The organism is Undibacterium cyanobacteriorum (assembly GCF_031326225.1).
GTDB classification, from domain to species: Bacteria; Pseudomonadota; Gammaproteobacteria; order Burkholderiales; family Burkholderiaceae_D; genus Undibacterium; species Undibacterium cyanobacteriorum.
Genome location: NZ_CP133720.1, coordinates 797549 through 818490 on the forward strand (window position 1 = coordinate 797549; position 20942 = coordinate 818490).

15 protein-coding genes and 2 tRNA genes are annotated in these 20942 nt (G+C 49.6%); 5 read left to right on the forward strand and 12 right to left on the reverse strand.

Annotated elements, in window-relative coordinates; genetic code table 11:
• Window positions 1-4 precede the first annotated feature (4 nt).
• From fdhF to RF679_RS03365, 5 genes are all read right to left on the reverse strand, one after another.
• Window positions 5-2866, reverse strand: a complete 2862-nt coding sequence (gene fdhF, locus RF679_RS03345; RefSeq protein ID WP_309482806.1) for a formate dehydrogenase subunit alpha — start codon at window positions 2864-2866, stop codon at window positions 5-7.
• A gap of 9 nt (window positions 2867-2875) precedes the next feature.
• Window positions 2876-4438 carry a formate dehydrogenase beta subunit gene (locus RF679_RS03350; RefSeq protein ID WP_309482807.1) on the reverse strand — a complete coding sequence of 521 codons (1563 nt, stop codon included), beginning with the start codon at window positions 4436-4438 and terminating at the stop codon, window positions 2876-2878.
• Window positions 4435-4932, reverse strand: a complete 498-nt coding sequence (locus RF679_RS03355; RefSeq protein WP_309482808.1) for an NAD(P)H-dependent oxidoreductase subunit E — start codon at window positions 4930-4932, stop codon at window positions 4435-4437. The genes RF679_RS03350 and RF679_RS03355 overlap by 4 nt, the downstream gene beginning before the upstream one ends.
• 273 nt (window positions 4933-5205) lie before the next feature.
• Complete coding sequence (locus RF679_RS03360; protein ID WP_309482809.1) at window positions 5206-6207, reverse strand: response regulator; 1002 nt, start codon at window positions 6205-6207, stop codon at window positions 5206-5208.
• Window positions 6208-6278: 71 nt separating this feature from the next.
• Window positions 6279-9671, reverse strand: coding sequence for a PAS domain S-box protein (locus RF679_RS03365; RefSeq protein ID WP_309482810.1), 3393 nt, complete (start codon window positions 9669-9671; stop codon window positions 6279-6281).
• A gap of 544 nt (window positions 9672-10215) precedes the next feature.
• Here RF679_RS03365 and RF679_RS03370 point away from each other — a divergent pair.
• Entirely contained in the window at window positions 10216-10395 is a 180-nt protein-coding gene (locus RF679_RS03370) for a hypothetical protein (RefSeq protein ID WP_309482811.1), read from the forward strand.
• A 78-nt stretch (window positions 10396-10473) separates the two neighbouring features.
• Here the strand turns inward: RF679_RS03370 and RF679_RS03375 are convergent, their stop codons facing one another.
• Window positions 10474-10851 carry a DUF779 domain-containing protein gene (locus RF679_RS03375; RefSeq protein ID WP_309482812.1) on the reverse strand — a complete coding sequence of 126 codons (378 nt, stop codon included), beginning with the start codon at window positions 10849-10851 and terminating at the stop codon, window positions 10474-10476.
• A 184-nt stretch (window positions 10852-11035) separates the two neighbouring features.
• Window positions 11036-12556, reverse strand: a complete 1521-nt coding sequence (exaC, locus tag RF679_RS03380) for an acetaldehyde dehydrogenase ExaC (RefSeq protein ID WP_309482813.1) — start codon at window positions 12554-12556, stop codon at window positions 11036-11038.
• 528 nt (window positions 12557-13084) lie between these two features.
• Here exaC and RF679_RS03385 point away from each other — a divergent pair.
• Entirely contained in the window at window positions 13085-15121 is a 2037-nt protein-coding gene (locus RF679_RS03385) for a sigma-54-dependent Fis family transcriptional regulator (protein ID WP_309482814.1), read from the forward strand.
• Between the two features lie 860 nt (window positions 15122-15981).
• Here the strand turns inward: RF679_RS03385 and RF679_RS03390 are convergent.
• From RF679_RS03390 to RF679_RS03410, 5 genes are all read right to left on the reverse strand, one after another.
• Window positions 15982-16890, reverse strand: coding sequence for a hypothetical protein (locus tag RF679_RS03390; RefSeq protein ID WP_309482815.1), 909 nt, complete (start codon window positions 16888-16890; stop codon window positions 15982-15984).
• Window positions 16891-17127: 237 nt separating this feature from the next.
• Window positions 17128-17203: transfer RNA gene (locus tag RF679_RS03395), tRNA-His, on the reverse strand.
• 119 nt (window positions 17204-17322) lie between these two features.
• On the reverse strand, window positions 17323-17559 hold the full coding sequence (locus RF679_RS03400; protein ID WP_309482816.1) for a hypothetical protein: 237 nt from the start codon (window positions 17557-17559) through the stop codon (window positions 17323-17325).
• Window positions 17560-17607: 48 nt separating this feature from the next.
• Window positions 17608-17684, reverse strand: a tRNA-Pro gene (locus RF679_RS03405).
• A 277-nt stretch (window positions 17685-17961) separates the two neighbouring features.
• Window positions 17962-18219: a hypothetical protein gene (locus RF679_RS03410; RefSeq protein ID WP_309482817.1), complete on the reverse strand. Its 258-nt coding sequence runs from the start codon at window positions 18217-18219 to the stop codon at window positions 17962-17964.
• A gap of 438 nt (window positions 18220-18657) precedes the next feature.
• Here RF679_RS03410 and RF679_RS03415 point away from each other — a divergent pair, with 438 nt between their 5' ends.
• The 3 genes from RF679_RS03415 to RF679_RS03425 all read left to right on the forward strand — a co-directional run bounded on the left by RF679_RS03415 (window position 18658) and on the right by RF679_RS03425 (window position 20912).
• The gene (locus RF679_RS03415; RefSeq protein WP_309482818.1) at window positions 18658-18885 is read left to right on the forward strand and encodes a helix-turn-helix domain-containing protein; all 228 of its coding nucleotides are present in this window, start codon (window positions 18658-18660) and stop codon (window positions 18883-18885) included.
• Window positions 18886-19249: 364 nt separating this feature from the next.
• Window positions 19250-19966 carry a substrate-binding periplasmic protein gene (locus tag RF679_RS03420; RefSeq protein WP_309482819.1) on the forward strand — a complete coding sequence of 239 codons (717 nt, stop codon included), beginning with the start codon at window positions 19250-19252 and terminating at the stop codon, window positions 19964-19966.
• A 193-nt stretch (window positions 19967-20159) separates the two neighbouring features.
• Window positions 20160-20912 carry a substrate-binding periplasmic protein gene (locus tag RF679_RS03425; protein WP_309482820.1) on the forward strand — a complete coding sequence of 251 codons (753 nt, stop codon included), beginning with the start codon at window positions 20160-20162 and terminating at the stop codon, window positions 20910-20912.
• Window positions 20913-20942 lie beyond the last annotated feature (30 nt).

Consider the following 20942-nt stretch of genomic DNA (forward strand, 5'->3'; position numbering starts at 1 on the left):
GAACCTAGGACTTCCACGCGACTTCTGCCAATGCCACTTGCTGCGAACTAAACTGCTGTTGCGCTTGCTGCCACGCGGATTCTTCTTGCACCGGCATGACTTGTACCGCCGTCACTTTGTACTCAGGACAATTCGTAGCCCAGTCCGAGTTGTCGGTAGTAATGACGTTCGCGCCCGATTCAGGGAAGTGGAAGGTGGTGTACACCACGCCAGTTTGTATTCGCTCGGTGACGTCAGCACGCATGACGGTATCACCAGCGCGGCTGCTGATTTTGACGAGATCGCCATGCTTGATACCGCGTTCTTCCGCATCGTGCGGATGAATTTGTAGGCTATCTTCATGATGCCATTGACTGTTCTCAGTACGGCGGGTTTGGGCACCGACATTGTATTGCGTCAGGATGCGGCCAGTGGTCAACAAGAGCGGGAACTTACGTGTGACTTTTTCATCGGTGGCGATGTATTGCGTGATGATGAAGCGACCCTTGCCACGTACGAATTTGTCGACGTGCATAATCGAGGTGCCGGTTTCTTCTGTCGTCTCATTGCATGGCCATTGCACACTGCCGTAGCGTTCGATTTTGTCGTAGTTCACGCCACGGAAACTCGGAGTCAGGGCGGCAATTTCATCCATGATTTCGCTCGGGTGCTGGTAGTGCATAGGGTAGCCCAGCGCATTCGCCAGTTTCATGGTGACTTCCCAATCGGCATAACCAGCTTTGGGCGGCATCACTTTGCGCACGCGCGAGATACGGCGTTCGGCATTGGTGAAAGTGCCGTCTTTTTCGAGGAAGGAGGAACCCGGCAAGAATACATGCGCGTACTTGGCGGTCTCGTTCAAGAAAATATCTTGTACCACGATGCATTCCATAGAACGCAGTGCGGCGCTCACATGTTGTGTATTCGGATCAGATTGCGCGATGTCTTCACCTTCGCAATACAAACCCTTGAAACTGCCGCTGGTGGCAGCATCCAACATATTCGGAATGCGGAAACCCGGTTCTGGATCCAGTGTGACGCCCCATGCCGCTTCGAATTGTGAGCGCACCGTGCTATCGGAAATATGGCGATAGCCTGGCAGTTCGTGCGGGAAGGAACCCATGTCGCAAGCACCCTGCACATTGTTTTGACCGCGTAGAGGATTCACGCCAACACCTTCACGACCGACATTGCCCGTCGCCATGGCGAGGTTGGCAATGCCCATCACCATGGTCGAACCTTGCGCATGCTCAGTCACACCAAGACCGTAATAGATGGCGGCATTGCCACCGGTTGCATAAAGACGGGCGGCGGCACGAATATCAGCGGCGGCGACGCCCGTCACCTCGGCCATCGCTTCCGGCGAGTTGTCAGGGCGGGCGATAAATTCACACCACTCGCGGAAAGATTTATCGTCGCAACGTTCGGCAATGTATTCGTTGGCGAGCAAGCCTTCGGTGACGACCACATGGGCGAGGGCGCTAATCATGGCGACATTGGTGCCCGGTTTCAATTGCAAATGATAGTCTGCCTTCACATGCGGCCCATCGACCAAATCAATTTGGCGTGGATCGACCACAATCAATTTCGCACCTTGGCGCAAACGTTTTTTCAAGCGCGATCCAAACACTGGATGGGCGTCGGTAGGATTCGCGCCGATGACCATGATGACATCGGCTTTCTCAACTGACTTGAAGGTTTGCGTACCGGCCGAAGTGCCATAGGTTTGACCGAGGCCATAACCGGTGGGCGAATGGCAAACGCGGGCGCAAGTGTCGACATTATTGTTACCAAAAGCAGCGCGGATCAGTTTTTGTACGAGATAAGTTTCTTCATTGGTGCAACGTGAAGAAGTAATGCCGCCAATCGCGTTCTTGCCGTACTTGGCTTGCAGACGACGGAATTCCGACGCCGCATAAGTGATCGCTTCATCCCAACTGACTTCGCGCCATGGTTCGTCGATACTGCTGCGTATCATCGGCTTCGTCACGCGATCTTTATGTGTCGCATAACCCCAAGCGAAACGACCTTTGATACACGCGTGTCCTTCGTTTGCTTTGCCATCTTTCCACGGCACCATACGCACGACTTGGTTGCCTTTCATTTCTGCTTTGAACGAGCAACCGACGCCGCAATAGGCGCAGGTAGTGATCTTACTGTGCTCGGCTTGTCCCAGCATGATCACGGTTTTTTCTTGCAGCGTTGCGGTCGGACACGCCTCAACACAAGCACCGCAACTGACGCATTCTGATTCCATGAAAGCCTGATCTTGACCTGGCGAGACGCGTGATTCAAAACCGCGGCCACTAATGGTTAAGGCGAAGGTACCTTGCGTTTCTTCGCAAGCGCGCACGCAGCGATTACAAACGATACATTTTGATGCGTCATAGGTGAAATACGGATTCGATTCATCTTTGGCGCTATCCAGATGATGTTGACCACCTTTTTGCGCACCAACGCCATAGCGTACTTCGCGCAGGCCTGTAACGCCTGCCATATCTTGCAATTCGCAATTGCCGTTGGCAGAACACGTTAAGCAATCGAGTGGGTGATCAGAGATATATAACTCCATCACACCCTTGCGCAGTTCTTGCAGTTTAGGGCTTTGCGTTTTGACCTTCATGCCAGCTTCGGCTGGCGTGGTGCAGGAAGCGGGATAGCCTTTGCGGCCTTCGATTTCAACCAAGCATAAGCGGCAAGAGCCGAACGGTTCTAAGCTATCGGTGGCGCACAGTTTGGGCACCATAATGCCGGCTTCGACGGCGGCTCGCATCAGTGAAGTGCCCGCCGCGACCGTGATCTGTTCGCCGTCGATTTCGAGGCTGACTTGTTGATCGGATTCGCGCCGTGGTGTACCAAAATCAGTATCGTGGAGATGATCGCGCACTTTATTCTCCTAATTCTTTTGAGTGGCATCTAAACCAAAATCACGCGGATAAAAATTCAGCGCGGACAGCACAGGGTTCGGTGTCATGCCGCCTAAGGCGCACAAGGACCCGTATTGCATGGTGTCGCACAGATCGCGTAATAATCGTTCTTCTGCTTGTTGTTGTTCGGATTGCGCTGGGCTGGCCAGCAGACGGTCAATCACCTCGACGCCGCGCGTGGAGCCGATGCGGCACGGCGTGCATTTGCCACAGGATTCGATCGCACAAAACTCCATCGCATAACGTGCTAGTTTTGATAGATCTGCGCTGTCGTCGTGCACCACAATCCCGCCATGGCCGACCGTGGCCCCCGCTGCGGCATAGGCTTCATAATCGAAAGGCAGGTCCCACATACTCTCAGGTACATAAGAACCGAGCGGTCCACCAACTTGCACGGCCTTGATTGGACGCCCACTGGCACTACCACCGCCGAAGTCAAATAAGAGTTCACGTAAGCTGATGCCAAAAGCAACTTCAACCAAACCACCGTAGCGAATATTGCCGGTCAGTTGAATCGGCAGTGTGCCGGTTGATCGGCCATGTCCCAGGCCTTTGTAGAAGGCCGCGCCGCGCGCCATAATCAAAGGTACTGAGGCGAAACTAATGACATTGTTGATCACCGTAGGTTGACCGAACAAGCCTTGCAAAGCAGGCAGTGGCGGTTTAGCGCGTACCACGCCGCGCTTGCCTTCGATGCTTTCTAACATCGCGGTTTCCTCACCGCAGACGTAAGCGCCGGCCGCTTTGCGCACTTCGAGTTCAAAGCTGTATGGTGAATCGCAAATTGAGGCGCCAAGATAGCCTGCAGCACGCGCGATGGCGATCGCTTGCTCCATCTTGGCGATTGCTGCTGGATATTCAGAGCGAATGTAGACATAGCCGCGCGTCGCACCAGTGGCGATGGCAGCGATAGTCATCCCTTCAATCAGCATGAAAGGATCACCTTCCATGGTCATGCGATCCGAGTAAGTTCCGGAGTCACCTTCATCTGCATTGCAGACTACATATTTTTGCGAGGCATTCGCCGCCGCCACGGTTTTCCATTTGATACCCGTTGGGAAGGCGGCGCCGCCGCGACCGCGTAGGCCGGAGTCGAGTACTTCAGTGACGATTTGTTTCGGCGTCATCGCCAAACAACGTCGTAGTCCGACAAATCCTTCATGTGCCAGATAGTCTTCCAAAGACAAAGGACGAGTGACACCCATGCGTGCAAACATCAGCCGTTGTTGGCGTTTGAGATATTCGATCTGATCAACTAATCCTAAGCACAAAGCATGTGCGCCGCCAGTCCAAAACTGCGCTTCGCATAAACTATCGAGATCGGCCAAGCTGACCGGGCCATAGGCAACGCGTCCTTGAGCTGTGTCCACTTCGATTAAAGGTTCTGCCCAAAACAGCCCCCGTGAACTATTGCGAATAATGTGCAAGTCGAACGCTTGTTGTTGCGCGAATTGGGTCAGTGCCGTTGCGATGGCATCGGCGTCGAGGGCAAGGGCGACGCTATCATCGGGAATATAGATCGTGTAGCTCATGCGTTCCCCTTGGTATCAGATTGCGCTGGGAGCTGATTCAATAAATCATTCAATTTGTTCTCAGTCAGTCGTGCCTGCAAGCGCCCATCAAGCAACGCTGCAGGTGCGGTTGAACACAGTCCTAAGCAATACACTGCTTCGACGTCGAGCTCTTGGGAGCGCACGGCACGATGCTGACAAACTTTGTCCCACAAAGCCTCGGCCCCCATCGATTGGCAAGCCTCAGCGCGGCAGATTTGCAGCGTATGAGGCTTGGGCGCGGCTTGTTTGAAATGGTGGTAGAACGTAATCACCCCATGCACTTCGGCTCGCGAAAGATTGAGCGCGCGTGCGATCAAAGGAACCACATGCTCCGGAATAAAGCCAAGCTTGTCTTGAATCGCATGCAGAATGGGAAGAAGTGCGCCAGCTTGATTTTTGTTGGCATTGATCAGTTCTTGTATCGATGCCAAATCGATGGCGTTTGCCGTTTGGCCTGGTTGGGTATCAGACATGATAAAAAGCCATAAAAAAGGACGGTCGTGCTTGAAGTCGCACGGGCTGCGCATGGTGGCACCGGCAGGCACCGTCATACCTCATCATAGTTTTTGAGATTGAGAAATTCAAAACCAAAAAACGATGCTGAAAAAATAATAAGGAATTATGCGCGATTCGACCCTGTTCGAGCAAGGTAAGTTTCATTGCCGAAGTGGTGTTGGGATGAAGAGGCGGCGTTCTGTGTATGAGCGACTGAAAGACGAGCTTCGTCATGCGCTTCCTTATTGCACTTACATGAGTTCTTGTTCTTTGTATTGTTCTTTGATGACCAAAATATCTGGCAGCTGCGACAAGAAAAGATCGACCAAGCGCGGGTCGAAATGTTTGCCCTTTTCGGCTTCGAGTAGTGCCACCGCTTCTTCCACGCTCCAAGCTTTCTTGTAGGGACGTACTGACGTTAGTGCATCGAAAACATCAGCGATGGCGACGATGCGGGCCTCGATGGGGATGGCTTCGCCGCTGGCACGATGCGGATAACCGCTACCATCGAATTTTTCATGATGATAGAGTGCGATCAATCGGGCCATTTTGAGTAATGGTGAATCATGTTCACCAAGAATTTCCGCGCCCATGATCACGTGTTTTTGCATCAACTGCCATTCGTCTTGATCGAGCTTTCCTGGTTTTAAGAGAACATGATCTGGGGTGCCAATCTTGCCGATGTCGTGCATCGGTGCCGCATTAAATAGTAAGTCTGCCATTTCATCGCCAAATCCCGCTGCCAGCGCCAAGATGCGCGAATAGTGACTCATGCGTATCACGTGTAATCCGGTTTCATTGTCGCGATATTCGGCGGCGCGACCCAAGCATTGAATGATTTGCAAGCGGGTGCGATGTAACTCATCGGCTCGCACGAGTGATAAATGCGTTTTGACGCGGGCTTTCACAATCGGTGGACTGACAGGCTTGGTAATGTAGTCCACTGCGCCAGCTTCGAAACCAGCCGATTCATCGCTAACTTCGCTCAGAGCTGTGACGAAAATAACTGGGATGTCTTGTGTCACTGTGTTCGCCTTTAAGTGACGGCAGGTTTCTAGACCTGTCATGCCGGGCATCATAACATCCAGCAAAATCAAATGAGGAGTTTCTTCTTGCGCGAGTTTGAGGGCTTTCTCCCCATCCAAGGCGAACAACAGGCGATAGTCGTCTTGCAAGACTTGACGCAAGATTTGTAGGTTACTTGCGGCATCATCGACGACTAAGATCTTGGGACGGTGATCAAGACTACTCATGCCTTTGTCCTTTTTTGAAACATGCTCTTAAAGCAAGTTGGCGCGAATGGCGAATCTGGTGTGGGTTGACTTCATTTGCTGAATTCGGCGATCAAGGCACGCGCGGCGTCGAAGTCGAACGCATTCACAAGGTGATCGAGTTTAGCAAAATCTGTCGCACTAAGGTGATTTTGTAGTGCATTCAACGCAGCTTCATTGAACTCGCCATGCCGTAGCGATTGGTCAAGTTCTTGTAAGTGGCGGCGACTGATTTCTGGATCGACAGCTTTGTCAGTATGAGCTCCTTGCAGCGCGCTGCCCTGCGCGGCTGTATCGATCACCGCGAGACTCTCGGCGAGATGATTGAATTCATCGGCAACTTGGTTAATCTGCGTCTGCCATTGCGGATCCATTGCTGCCGAGTTGGGATCAGTGTTCAAGGCGCCGAGCTCCATTTGTCCTAAAAGTTGTGTGATGCGTGGCAATGCGAGATTGGCGGCTGCGCCTTTCAGCTTATGCAGCAGAGCAGCCAGCTCGGAATAGCCGTGTTTTTCGTCGACTGCATTGTATTCCTGCAGACGACCGGCACCGAGCTCAGACTTTCGGTGTGCATTAAGTTCGATGAGATTGATGATGTCCCTTAATTGTTGCGCACTGTCGCCAAACTCTTGTTGGAACTGACGCAAAGCTTGTTGATAGCGCTGTTCGCTGCCCCACAGTTGTCGTCCCTTATTCCAATCGATTACAGAACCTTGCAGAACGCTACCGACAAGTGTGCTGTTGGGTATTGCTTCTGGCGACACAGCAGGTAATTCGATGTCCAAATTTAAGAGGCGTGCAATCTCTAGGTTGAGCTTGGCTAATTCGACTGGCTTGTGAACGAAGCCATCCATGCCCGCATCAAGCGCAGCTTGTACGTCCTCCTGCAAAACACTGGCGGAGAGCGCGATGATGGGAGTGCGTTTAGTTTGTTGTTCTTGTTCGTGTTGGCGAATGGCATGACTGGCCTCGAGCCCGTTCATGACAGGCATTTGTACGTCCATCAAAATAATGTCAAAACTTTGGCGGGTGGCAGCTTTGTATGCTTCTTGACCATTGGCGACGGTGAGAAGTTGATGCGCATCGCGTTGCAATAGAAGTTGCAAGAGCTCCAAATTTTGCGGAACATCGTCTGCCGCCAAAATCTTTAACGGCGGTAATCTCAGCAAGGGTGTTTCAGTCACAACACTGACCTGATGACCCAAGCTAAGCGGCAGTTCAACATAAAAGCGACTTCCCTGACCAAGTTCGCTCTCCACCCAAATGCGACCATGCATGAGTTCGATCAATTGTTTGGAGATACTCGTTCCCAAACCTGTGCCGCCAAAACGTCGACTCATGGAGGCGTCGGCTTGTGCGAAGGGATTGAAAATATGATCGATACGATCGGGAGCGATGCCAATTCCAGTATCGACCACGCACAAGCGAACTAGCTTGCCATCGAACTCGACTTCTAGGCGTACCTGACCGCGCTCGGTAAATTTGATGGCGTTCCCCACCAGATTGATCAGTATTTGTTGGATGCGCAAGGCATCGCCTTTGAAGAACTCGGCGGTGTCGTTGGCGTAATCCAAGATCAAGGGCAGATTTTTGTGTTGTGCATTGACGCGCAAACTCGCTAAGACATGCATACAGACTTCACGCAAAGAGAAGTCGGCGATTTCTAGTTCAACCGCACCGCGTTCTAATTTAGCGGTATCGAGAATATCGTTGAGCAGACTCAATAAGGAACGGGCCGAGTTGCGTACCGTGGTCAGATGACGTCTCTGTGTGTCGGTGACAGGGTCATTCAACAACACATCCGTGAAGCCAAGAATCGCATTCATCGGCGTGCGAATTTCATGACTCATATTGGCAAGGAAGGTATTCTTCGCCGCCGCCGCATATTCCGCTTTGGCCTTGGCCTCGCGCAAATCCTGTTCCATGGCATGGCGTTCCGAAAGATCGCTGGCAAATTTGATGATTTTGTACGGGCGTCCTTCCGGATCGAAAATAGGGTTGTAACTACCGTGTATCCAAATTTCTTGGCCTTGTTTGCCGTAGCGTTTGAACTCACCTGACGTATAGATACCACGACGGAGATTCTCCCAAAAATCGAGATAGGATTTATTCGTATCGATGCCAGGTTCACATAAGATGGAGTGGTGACGCCCTTGCAATTCATCGAGCGTGTAACCGGTCATCTTCAGAAAATTGGCATTGGCGTCGAGGATGGTGCCGAATAGGTCGAATTCAATTACGGCCAGTGAACGACCAATTGCGTTGACGACGCCTTCGAATTCTGCATTGCGGCGCTTACTATCGGTGAGGTCAGTAATGAAGCCAACAAACAAGGTTTCGTTTTGTAGGCTAGCTTCACCGAGACCGAGTCGTAAAGGGAACGTGCTGCGATCTTTGCGTAAGCCAATGAGCTCGCGTCCCGACCCAATAATTTTCGCTTGCCCCGTACGCAGATAGTCTTGGATATACCCGTCATGTTGGCCGCGCTGCGGTTCTGGCATCAAGACGCGAATATTTTGTCCCAGTACTTCCTTTGCCTGCCAACCGAACATGCGCTCTGCGGCGCTATTGAAGTCGCGAATGATGCCTAGACTGTCGATCGTAATGATGCCATCAACCGCAGTCTCAACGATGGTTCGGGTTCTCGCCTCAGTCTGCACCATGCGGCGATAGATACTACGATAGCGCAGCAGCGCATTGCCAGCGCCAGTCACTAAGATCGCGAGCGTCGTAATTCCTGCAATCGAGATCGCTAAGTCCACATTTTCGACGGCTTCTTGGGTGGAATTGGGATTCACCAAAAAATGGGTGGCCTTCATCCCAGTGTAATGCATCCCGCTGATAGCGATACCGACCACAGTGCCGCTCAGGATATCGATGCGCCGAGAGGACCAAGTTTGGCGGGCAGTCAGCTCGAAACGTAGCCATAAAGCAGAGATCGAAAGTACCACCGCAACCACAATCGATACCGCAAAAATCAAGGGATCGAAACGCAACATCAATGACTTGTGCACCGCTGCCATGCCACTATAGTGCATCACACCGATGCCTGCGCCGACGAGCACACCGCTAATCACCAGTTGCCAGCGTGTCACACGCTCTTTGGCGATGAGCAGCAGGGCCACCCAAGAAGCTAAGAAGCTCGGCAACATCGACAGCACCGTAATGCCTTTATCGTAGCTGGCGGTGCTGCAGACGCTGAAGGCGAGCATACCGATGAAGTGCATCGACCATACTCCGGAGCCCAATACAAAAGCACCTGAGGCAAGATAAGTCTGGCGATTCAAATGTCCTTTGTCGGAACGCGCCATATTCGCCAATTGAAAAGCCATGATGCCGGCCAGAATGGCGACAAACAAGGAGAGAGCGACTAAGGGGAGGTCATAACGTCCACTAAGTAGAGGCAGCGAGGAACTCGAACTCAAGAAAAAATCATCTAGGTGCATAAATCGATCCGCGCAAAGAACTCAAAAAGGACGGCAAGAATGTGTTTGATGATGGAGCCTAAGTTTGAGCTCAGGTTGTGGCCCAAACACAGGATGGCGCTTTCTTGCTTTTTGGAAATTGATTCTAGACGTAAGAGCAAGAGCTCGCAATCTCTTTCCAAGCTTGTCCCAGATTTCTCGTTAACGTAAGCCCAAATGCGCCATGTCGACTGTGGTTTTGTATCGAGGAGGGAAAGGATCAGTGCTTGAGAGCAGTGGAGTGTAGTGGAAATGCTGCGGTGCGCAATAGGGGCTTGTGTTTATGAATCGACCTTTCTAAAATACGCTCGGGTGCGCATTCATGGGAATGCAGCAGGTTAGCGACGGTCGGGCCGCCTCGCGTGAAAGCTGACTGACTATGAACCCCATTGCGCCTGTCGGCGTGGCCGACGCTGTTTCTCCATCGTTTCTTCTTTTTTTCATTTCTCATCTCGCTCTGATCTCGGCACAGCTCTTTTGCTTAGTGCACTGGTGGCGTTTTTGGTCCGCCCGAATCGGGTGTTTCATGATGTCACGCAAGTTCGAACTTGCCTTCGGATTGATTGTGATTGCCTTTGAATATCGGCCAGAGCGTTGGGATAGTCACCAGCAAAATGTGCTTGGTGTCGATTTGGATCAGGATGCTTCGACGCGACTGTGGTCGAATGTGGAATGCATCACACAATGGCTAATGGGCAGTTTTTGAGAGTGTGATCGATGCGGGTGAGCGAGTGGTTAAGTGCTACTTGATGCTGGGGCAAGCGCTGAGCGGAAACGCCCTGAACTAGCGAAGATCCAGTGCGACCAACCTTTCGATCTCAGACCATTCGGCATCAGTGAATAATCGTGATCGCGTGTGAAAGGCTTTGCCGGTATTTCCTTCAAGGGAAAAAGTACCGCCGTGCCCATCGATGACGTCGAGTATCAGTTGTGTATGCTTCCAATATTCATATTGTTGTTTGCCGATGTAAAAGGGGACTCCACCGACTTCACCTAATTTAACGTCGTAAGGACCAATCGTCAGATCGCTGGGCAGATAACAGTTGGCGGCGCTATTGTCACAACAGCCGCCAGATTGGTGGAACATCAGTTGCCCATACTGCGCCTTTAGTTCACGGATTAGTTGCAAGGCGGCTTCAGTGGCGATCACACGTTCAACCATGATGGAATCCTCGATGAGTGAAATAACATGCAAAAATCTGCCGGCGCATTGTTGTGGTCTAGGCGAATAGCTTCAACAAAATAGCTTCAACAAAATAGCTTCAACAAAATAGCTTCAACAAAATAGCTTCAACAAAACTGCAGCAGACCTCGTCAAACCGATTGAAGTCTGCTGCATATTCTTCTTAGAAGAAGCCCAGCTTATTTTCGCTATAGCTGACCAACAAATTCTTGGTTTGTTGATAGTGGTCTAACATCATCTTGTGTGTTTCGCGACCGATGCCGGATTCCTTGTAGCCACCAAACGCGGCATGCGCTGGATAAGCGTGATAGCAGTTGGTCCACACGCGACCTGCTTTGATCGCGCGCCCCATGCGATAGGCAAGGTTGCCGTTGCGAGTCCATACACCCGCGCCGAGTCCATACAAAGTATCGTTGGCGATGGCCAGTGCTTCGGCTTCGTCTTTGAAGGTTGTAACCGCTAACACGGGACCAAAAATCTCTTCTTGGAAAATCCGCATTTTGTTGTGACCTTTGAACAGAGTCGGTTGCACATAATAGCCACCTGCCAAATCACCACCGAGCTGGGCTTGCGCACCGCCCGCCAAGACTTCGGCACCTTCTTGTTTGCCGAGATCGAGATAGGACAAGATTTTGGTCAACTGTTCTTTTGAAGCTTGCGCGCCCATCATGCTATCGGTGTCGAGCGGGTTGGCGTGCTTGATCGCAGCCACACGTTGCAATACGCGCTCCATAAATTTTTCGTAGATGCTTTCGTGAATCAGCGCACGCGATGGGCAAGTACACACTTCACCTTGGTTGAACGCGAATAAGACCAAACCTTCAATGGCTTTATCGAGGAAGGCATCGTCTTTATCCATCACGTCGGCAAAGAAAATATTGGGCGATTTGCCACCCAGTTCAAGTGTGGCGGGAATCAAGTTATTGGCCGCGGCTTGAGCAATCACGCGCCCCGTTGAAGTCGATCCAGTGAAAGCGATCTTGGCAATGCGTTTGCTATTGGCGAGCGGCATGCCGGCTTCGCGACCAAAGCCATTGACGATATTGAGTACGCCTGGCGGTAATAGATCACCTATGATTTCCAGCATAATGAGAATAGAAATTGGTGTCGACTCGGCAGGTTTGAGGACCACGCAGTTACCTGCGCCGAGAGCTGGTGCGAGTTTCCACGCAGCCATCAAGATCGGGAAATTCCAAGGAATAATTTGACCAACGACGCCCAGTGGTTCGTGGAAATGGTAAGCAACGGTATTGTCATCCAAGTTCGACAGGGCGCCTTCTTGTGCGCGCAAACATCCAGCAAAATAGCGGAAATGATCGACTGTCAATGGAATGTCGGCATTCAAGGTTTCACGAATCGCCTTGCCGTTATCGACGGTTTCAGCATAGGCCAAACGTTCCAAATTCGCTTCGATGCGATCGGCGATTTTTAGCAAAATGTTAGCGCGGGTCGCTGCTGGTGTGGCACCCCACGCATCGGCTGCGGCATGTGCAGCATCAAGCGCGAGTTCAATGTCTTCCGCGCTGGAACGTGCAGCTTGTGTGTAGACTTTGCCGTTGATCGGTGTGATGACATCGAAGTATTCACCTTTGACCGGTGCGGTCCATTGTCCATTGATGAAGTTGTCATAGCGCGCTTTGTATTGAATGAGTGCGTCTGCAGAACCGGGTGCTTCGTAGATCATGGTGGTCTCCTTGGGATTCAAGTTGATGGTTATTTACACAATGCGGATACTGTGTTGTGCAACAGTTTTTCGTGTTGTCGAAGGAGGTTTTGCAAGAGCTGTGCCAAGCGGCGGTGTGAAACCCTGTCATGTCGTCTAAACCGCAGAAACTTCGTTTGGAATTGTGCATAGTATTTTGCGTTGCAAAATACTATGCTTTCCGGTGGCTTGACCGACAAAAATCATGCTATGCAGCATGATCGATTCCAGAAAAAGCTTCGAAAAATGAGGATGCACGCAGGTCGAATTGGCGTTGTAACACTGGAACAGTGGTGTCACATTTTGTGACAGTTTGATTGTGGAATTTTGTGACAGCGCAAACAGAAGTTGACCGCCACCGCGATGGCGAGTGCAAATCAGCTATAGTGTAGTCAGAAAAATCAAGATACGACGCGGCTGCCTGCTTATATCACCCCTTCACCCCTGTCGAGTGTCTCAGCAAGCTAGACCTTCGACAGAAGCTACAAGCGCCAGCGTTTAGGAGACTCTATGCGCCAACACGCAATTTTGCCAGCGCCGCATCTTAAACATGCGCGCCAACAATTGCTCGAACGCGGTATCGCGCCGCAAACCAGCATCGATAAGCGTATTGCCGATTCCTGGCAGCGCAGCCATCAAGCGGGGTTGCCACATTATGGTGGAAGCCCATGTGCGGATAACCTAGATGCGATTAGTTTGAATCGCGCTCGTCAACGCAATTACGAATTGATTCGGCATTCGCAGCCCATTATTGATTTCCTCTTTGAGCAAGTAAAACAAAGTCAATCGATGGTGGTCTTGGCCGATGCGCAAGGTGTATTGATGCACACGGTTGGCGACCTCGATTTCTTAAGTAAAGCTGAACGTGTGGCTTTGCGTTGTGGCGCCACCTGGGCGGAACAACAACGAGGGACTAATGCGATTGGCACGGCACTGGCAGAGTGTAATGAAATCGAAGTACATGGGGCCGAACACTATTTGGAAACCAATGAGTTTTTGACTTGCGCTGCAGCGCCCATCCTTTCAGCGCAAGGAAATCTGCTAGGCATTTTAGATATTTCTGGCGATCATCGTAGTCGCCAAGCGCATACTTTAGGGCTGGTATCGACCGCCGTGCAGATGATCGAAAACAGTATGGTCCTCAGTCCCGATCGTTACCCTATCGTTCTACAATTTCATGCTCAAGCAGCGGGTATTGCCTCCGTTGCACAAGGCATCTTAGCACTCTCAGAAGATGGCTTCGTGTTGGGAGCCAATCGACGTGCTTTGCATCTGCTGGGTTTGCGCTTTGCCGATCTAAGTCGATTGCATTGGAGTCAGATGTTTGACTTGAAGTTAGAAGAATTTCTGTCGCAACAAACGCGTCGCTTCGCGACCTTGGTTCAATTTCATACCCGCCTTGGAAAATCATTCTTTGCACAACTGCATCCACACTCGCAAGTGCTGCGGACGGCGGCTCAGCAGTACTCAGGCAAGGTAATACCTGCCCACAGCTCGTCCTCGCACGTCGATCCGCAATGGCAAGAGTCTTTAGCAAAAGGCCGACGCGTTTTTGAACGCGATATCCCGCTCTTATTATCAGGCGAGTCCGGGGTTGGGAAAGAAGTGTTTGCGAAGCAGGTGCATACGGGATCGACGCGCCAAGCACGCCATTTCGCAGCGGTGAATTGCGCAGCGATTCCTGAGCATTTGATTGAGGCCGAATTGTTCGGCTACGTGCCCGGCGCTTTCACTGGCGCCTTGAAGCAAGGCTCGCCAGGACGTATTCGCGAGGCAGACGGAGGTACTTTATTTTTGGATGAAATTGGCGATATGCCTTTGAGCTTGCAGACGCGCCTTCTGCGTGTATTGCAAGAACGGACGGTGATGCCGGTCGGCAGTGGCAGTGCCGTTCCAGTGGACTTTCGTTTGATCTGTGCCAGCCACCAAAATTTGCGTGAGAAGGTCAAGTTAGGACAATTTCGCGAAGATTTGTTTTACCGCATCAATGGTTTGCAATTGCAGTTACCGGCGTTACGTGACCGCACTGATTTTGCTGCGCTCTGCGCCAGCATCTTGCACGAATTTTCACCTCAGCTCACGATCACGTTCGCGCCACAGATCATGCAAACACTGCAGTCTTACAGCTGGCCTGGCAATGTAAGACAACTTCGTCACTGCTTACGTACGGCAACGGCTTTGTTGGACGATGAGGAAACACAGATCGAGTGGCAGCATTTTGCCCAAGATATGTTGACGGAATTTGGCGTTCTTAGTGGGGAACACGAGCGCGATCAAGCTGTCACTCTTCCAATTAAGCAAAAATCATTCAATCATGGTGAGGCGACTTCAACGCTTGAGCAGAATGAATTAGCGATCGGTGATGTGCGAGCCAATGGCTTTGGTGCCAACGGGCTTCCCTCTCAGTTCGATGATTTCCCTAAACTCAAAACACTTTCTGCTCAGGCGATCGAACATGCTTTGCGTTTGACCGAAGGCAATGTCTCTGAAGCAGCCCGTCGGCTTGGCGTGAGCCGTCAAACCTTGTACCGCAAGATGCGTGAGTGATTTTTTGTTCTGGCAAAACTAGAACAAAGCAAGAGCAAAGCAAGAGAAGGGAGCGTTCGATAATTGAAATCTATTCTTGTTTATTGCGATCCTAGACTTACGCCAATTCTTATTACGAGCTTCGATTTTTCCTCCTATTTCAGTCGTGCACTGGTGAATAAGAGGAGTATTGATGTATTCTTTGCGACTAAAGCTTGTCTGGTGTAAGTTGCGAAGTTCAATGTCGCCGCGCAATCAGCTTGAATATGTGAAGTGACCGCATGCTTCCTAGTGCCACTTCTCACATTTACTTATGTGTTTCTTTCGAAGCACGGCGTTTCAAAAACAGGGTAAAGCCCTGTTTTGATTTCCTTCACTGTCCAGTTGTCCGCATCGTTTTTAGACAATCTTATAGAAAACGTTTGTGTTCCTGATTCTCCGAGCACCAAGTACCGAAGGTGACCGCACTTGAGTCTTGTACCCTTAAAGTCAGCGCCAAGAAGGGCGTGGCGTTGCGGTCGTCCGATGAGATCGACAACATAATCTGACTTATAGAGATACTGAGATCCAGTAATACCGCTCTCGCTCGAGTTCTCATATGTCAGACTAAATCCAATCCACAATGAAATGAGCAAAATTCCAATCGCAGTCGCTCTTATATCGTATTTCTGTTTTATTCTTTTCCACATTTTTTCAACTAAAAGAATTTTGATGTGATTCGTGCAAACGCCTCATTAATTATATTTGAGATTTTCGTTTGGTCTTGCCTGCAACGATGTCTAGGGAGGTTTCGAATTCTCCTGATACGCTAGCTTCGCTTCCAATTCCAAAAAATAGAAAGCGAGTGTGGTCAGCATGAGTACTAAGGAAAAATTGATTGGCTAACGATCACACCATTTACAAATAAATCGTCCCCATGAATTTGCAGAGTTCTTATGAAGGGGATATTCAGTCTGCTTTAGGTCATGCAAGTTCACTTCAACAAGCGACCAATCATAATATGTATTTGGATGCCCCATCCAAGCCAGCGCCCGATCAAAGAAACCTTGACGATCATTGTGTGCATGTTTGACGAGCAATCGAAGACGATTGCCACTTACTTGCATATCTTCAATTTGAAATGGCAGAACCAGCGCTGTGAAATCTTGTGTCTCTCGTAGTGATTGCATACGCACGGTGCAACGTACTTTATCTTTTTCGCAGTCTGCATAAAGTATGCTCTGTAAATTTGCGGAGAAAGCATATTTACGACCATATTTTCCGATATTGATAAAGCGACCGCTCTGCAGATCGACCACAGCAAACTTGTTTTCAAAAAAATTATTCTTTTTTAGGACGGCGAAGAAGTCTCTATCAAATTGCAGACCATATGTGTCAGTTTCAGGTTTACCGACTTCTTCGATCTTCGCGAGCAAATCAGAGCTCACCACATTCGGACAAACTTCCTTCTCAAAGCATGTGATGAATTGATTCTCAAGTTCTGGGGGAAATTTCAGTCTTCGACCAGTGAAACTATCGGCCTGAAAAAGGTTCTCACGAGTTTCGACGACCTTCCAACCATTATCGAAGTAGATTCCTAATCGAAGTGCATCTGAAATCTCAATTGCGGCTTCATATTTTCGAGGAGTCACTGATGCCGATGTGTGTGGTGCTGCAAACTCTGAAATCGAACCATAAACTGCGTGAAAATCAAAATTATTCGTATTGATGAATCGAGTATTTTGTGCCTGGACGTGGGCGTTGAAGTTCAAAACATAAGCCATCAAAAAAAGTAGGAGACTCTTTGGCATTATTTTCCTTCTCTAACAGTTAGGCATGCGTCACGCTGAATTTGGCGACTACTTTACAAGAAATTTCGAAAATTTCAACGAACTGAAAGGTTCAAATTTGGGTTTTGATGTCCATTTTTCAGTTTGCAGCTTAAGTATTTGCTGCTGGAACTTGGCGAAATTACTCGTAGAAAATCAGATCTTTTCTCTTTTCGACACTCTTGGTATCGCAGTAGCTCCTCAGGAGCTCAGATACTTTGGGGTGACCAATCGGAGTCGAACCGATGACCGCTAGGACCACAACCTAGAGCTCTGCCAACTGAGCTATGGTCACCCTAAAATACCCGAGCAAGGTTTGCCGGACGATGTAGCGACAGGATGTCGCCACATGATTCCTACATTGAACAGGATCACTCACCGGTTTTCTGAATGGCGGTGAACGCCGCTTTCAGATCAGGCGCGGCGCTTTTTCCATTCGTAGTCGGCGGCAGGTTCTGCGACCCCAGCGAGCCCCACCGAGTGCGGATTTTGCGAAGACATGGTGATGTGTTGTAAAGCTAAGCCATGGCGTTGCCCTTGGCGTAAAGCTTCAATGAAGTGCAAGGCTGCTTGCATCTCTCGCGTATCGAAATCACGGAAACGCGCTTGCGGCGTATCGTTGTGATGTTCAGTCCAATAAACTCTAAACATATTTTTCTTCTTCTCTTTTTTCTTTTTAAATTCAATAATCAAACTCTTTGGTCGGAGTGCGAGGAATTGAACCTCGGACCTTCTGCTCCCAAAGCAGCTGCGCTACCAGGCTGCGCTACACTCCGATGTGAGTTCGCGATGTGAGTTCGTCACCCTCAATGAGAGCGACGAACTCGGGTACTCCCGTGTTATTCCGATGATTACGGCACGACCGCCTTACGACGGGTTTCACTACAAAATTGCAAGGGAACCTAGGTTTCCCTTTCACGCCTCAGCGCAATAGATCGTTAGAAATCAAGCACACGTCGGTGCCCGTTCAACATCCAATCAAAAACAAAAACACAAAACAAAAAGCCCGGAGCTTTTGAGGGCATCCGGGCTGTGAGATTCGGCTTTTGGGAATCAAGCGGCGCTTGCTCCTGTGAGGCCGGGACTCAATCCCCGGATTGTGTTGCTAATTGGATGTTGGTGCATCAATGGGCTGAACTCATTGCATAGTTCAGATTCGCTAAAAGCGCTCGGCGAATTAATAAGATTGATGCTGGCTAAATACGTGTTCTTGGATTTCGTGCGACCTGTTTGTGCTGTGCCCACCACCGGCAACACAGCTGTGTAAGCGCGCAGGTTTTGCATCAGTTGAACAAACGAATTGGTTTTCACGATAAATCCTTCTCAAAAAATGGGTTAAGAACAAAGCTTGTTGATGAAACGCAGCAAATTATTTTGCAGTGCGTGATACGTATGTTACTGACTAATGATTTATTAAAACGTGACGCGTGTCACAAATTGCAAAATAAAAAGCTTATCGAAGCTGTATCGAACTTCGAGGCTTCACTATGCCACGTCTTCTTATAAAAAACAAGCATGGCATGACGATTTTGTGCTTTAAATGAATATTTTTGCCGTTTTATGATGAAATTGCGGCGAAAATATCTCTGGATTTGAAACAGGGTGGTGTATCATTTCACACTTCTGAAATCGCTTTTTTGCATCATGTCATCGATACCTAACGCGCATAATGTATCTACAGAACTAACCTCGACAGAACTAGTATCGACCGAAGCTGTGGTAACTCCAGGTCCACGATTGAAAACCAATGTGAAGTTTCGCATTTATGAATTGATGGCTGAGCGTGGCATCAAATCAGTCGCCGCCTTGCATAGAAAGCTGATCGAGATGCGCGTTCCGGTTTCCCACTCCCAATTACTGCGTATTGTTGATAATCGAGCAGATCACTGGAAAGTCCAATACATCAATGCCTTTGTCGATATCTTTGAATGCCAAGTGGCAGACCTGTTTAAACTTGAAAAACCGACCGAGGACTGAGTTTTCATCTCAGCGATTTTCATTTAAAAAGCACGTCGATCGAACCCGTGCGGCAACCTTCGACGCATGAAATTCTTCAGAACACATCCCTCCCATATCTTGCAAACTACATCTTTGCTGAGCTGACATCGTGCTCGTTCAAACTGAGGCGCTGCAAGAAAGCAACAAGCCTCTGTTTTGAAGGCTTGCTCTGACTATTCTCGATGGATGGGTTTTGATTTGTGCCATAATTCTTTGCCCTTTAATTCACTTCAATTCCCTTTAATTGAGGCGTTTTTAGCCTGGAGAAGCTTGCTTGAGAGTTCGTCAATTCAATCTGCTAATACATCGTTTCGCAGGCATTACGTTTGCCTTGCTGAGTCTTATGCTGATGACGCGAATGGCTGCAGCTCAACAATTGGAATTGCGCGCTTACACAGAGGATTGGCCGCCGTATAATTATCAGCGTGAAGGTCAAGTGACGGGCATCATTTCTGACATCTTGCAAGAAGCCTGTCACCTCGAAAAAATTTACTGTCCGATGGAGTTAGTACCATGGACGCGCGCCTATAAAAACGTTCAAGATAATCCGAATACGTTGATTTACGGCATCGCGCGAATTCCTGCACGCGAGCATCATTTCGTCTGGATCGGTCCGATTTTGCCGCGCACAACGTGGGTCTATGTGCGTGCGAATTTGGCTTCTCAGATTCAACAGTTTAGCGATCTTAATCGGCTCCGTATCGGCGTGATCCGTGGCGAAGCATCGGCAGAGGAATTAGTGAATGCCGGTGTGTCTAAACAAGCGATTATTGTTTTCAACTCCAATACTGATGTGATGCGCACTTTTAAGTCGGGCAAGATCGACGTTTTGGTGAATACGGAAATCGCGATGGCAGTCAACCAACAAAACTTTCAGATCGCCGACGAACAAGTCAAGCGCGTGATGAAGGTCACCGATGGTGGTTCGATCTATCTAGCCATGAATATACAGAGTGATCCTGTACTCGTTGAGAAACTTCAAACTGCGGTCGAACGTATGAAACGAGAGGGCAAGATTCAAAATATAGTGCAGCACTATACCAAGAAGAATTTGCAGTGAAATGGGACGATTTCGCTCGGTAATTTTGGATGTAAGAATAATGAAGCTAGGAATGTTTCTACAAAATGTTTTTGGAAAGAATCGAGTGCAAGGGCGCTCGAGTAGGGCGCTTGTTGGCACAAGGAAAACTGAGCCTCAGCCCTCTGCATGCGCACTTCGCATTCTTCGTATCTTGAATGGCGTGATAGCCTGTTTGTCCTTGCTATCGCTTGCGCCTCTTTCGGCGCAGGCACAATCAGCCGCGCAGCTATCAAATCAAACGCAACAACTGACAATCAAGGCTTACACTGAAGAGTGGCCTCCGTATAACTTTATGCGCGACAATCAATTGGTTGGCGTTTCCACTGAGATCTTGCAGGCGGTTTGTATGGAAACCAAGATCAAATGCGATAAGGAATTGGTGCCGTGGACGCGCGCCTATAAGACGGTATTGGAGAATCCTGACACCTTGATTTACACCATCTCGCGTATTCCCGTTCGAGAAAAACAGTTTGTGTGGATCGGCCCCATTTTGCCTCGCAGTATGTGGATTTTCGCTCGCACCGAAGTAGCGTCGAAAATTCATTCGATCAAAGATCTCGCGAATTTTCGCATTGGCGCGATTCGCGAAGAGGCTTCATTGAGTGAGTTGTTGGAGGCCGGTGTTCCTAGTTCGTCGATTCAAATTTTCAACACGAATACAGACGAGATGCGCATGTTGAAAGCAGGGAAAATCGATATCGTCGCCAATACTGAAATCGGCATGCAACAGAATCAAAAGACCTTCGGCATTTCCGCGCACTCCATCAAACGCATGATGAAACTCAATGATGGTGCGGCGCTGTACTTTGGTATGAATCTCAAATCCAATCCTGAATTGATAGAAAAGATGCAGGCCGCCGTCGACAAGATGAAGCGCGAAGGAAAGATCGATCAGATCGTCGAGCGTTATACCAAATCACGTTGAGCTCAGTGCATCAAGTTTGCTCTGGCGATA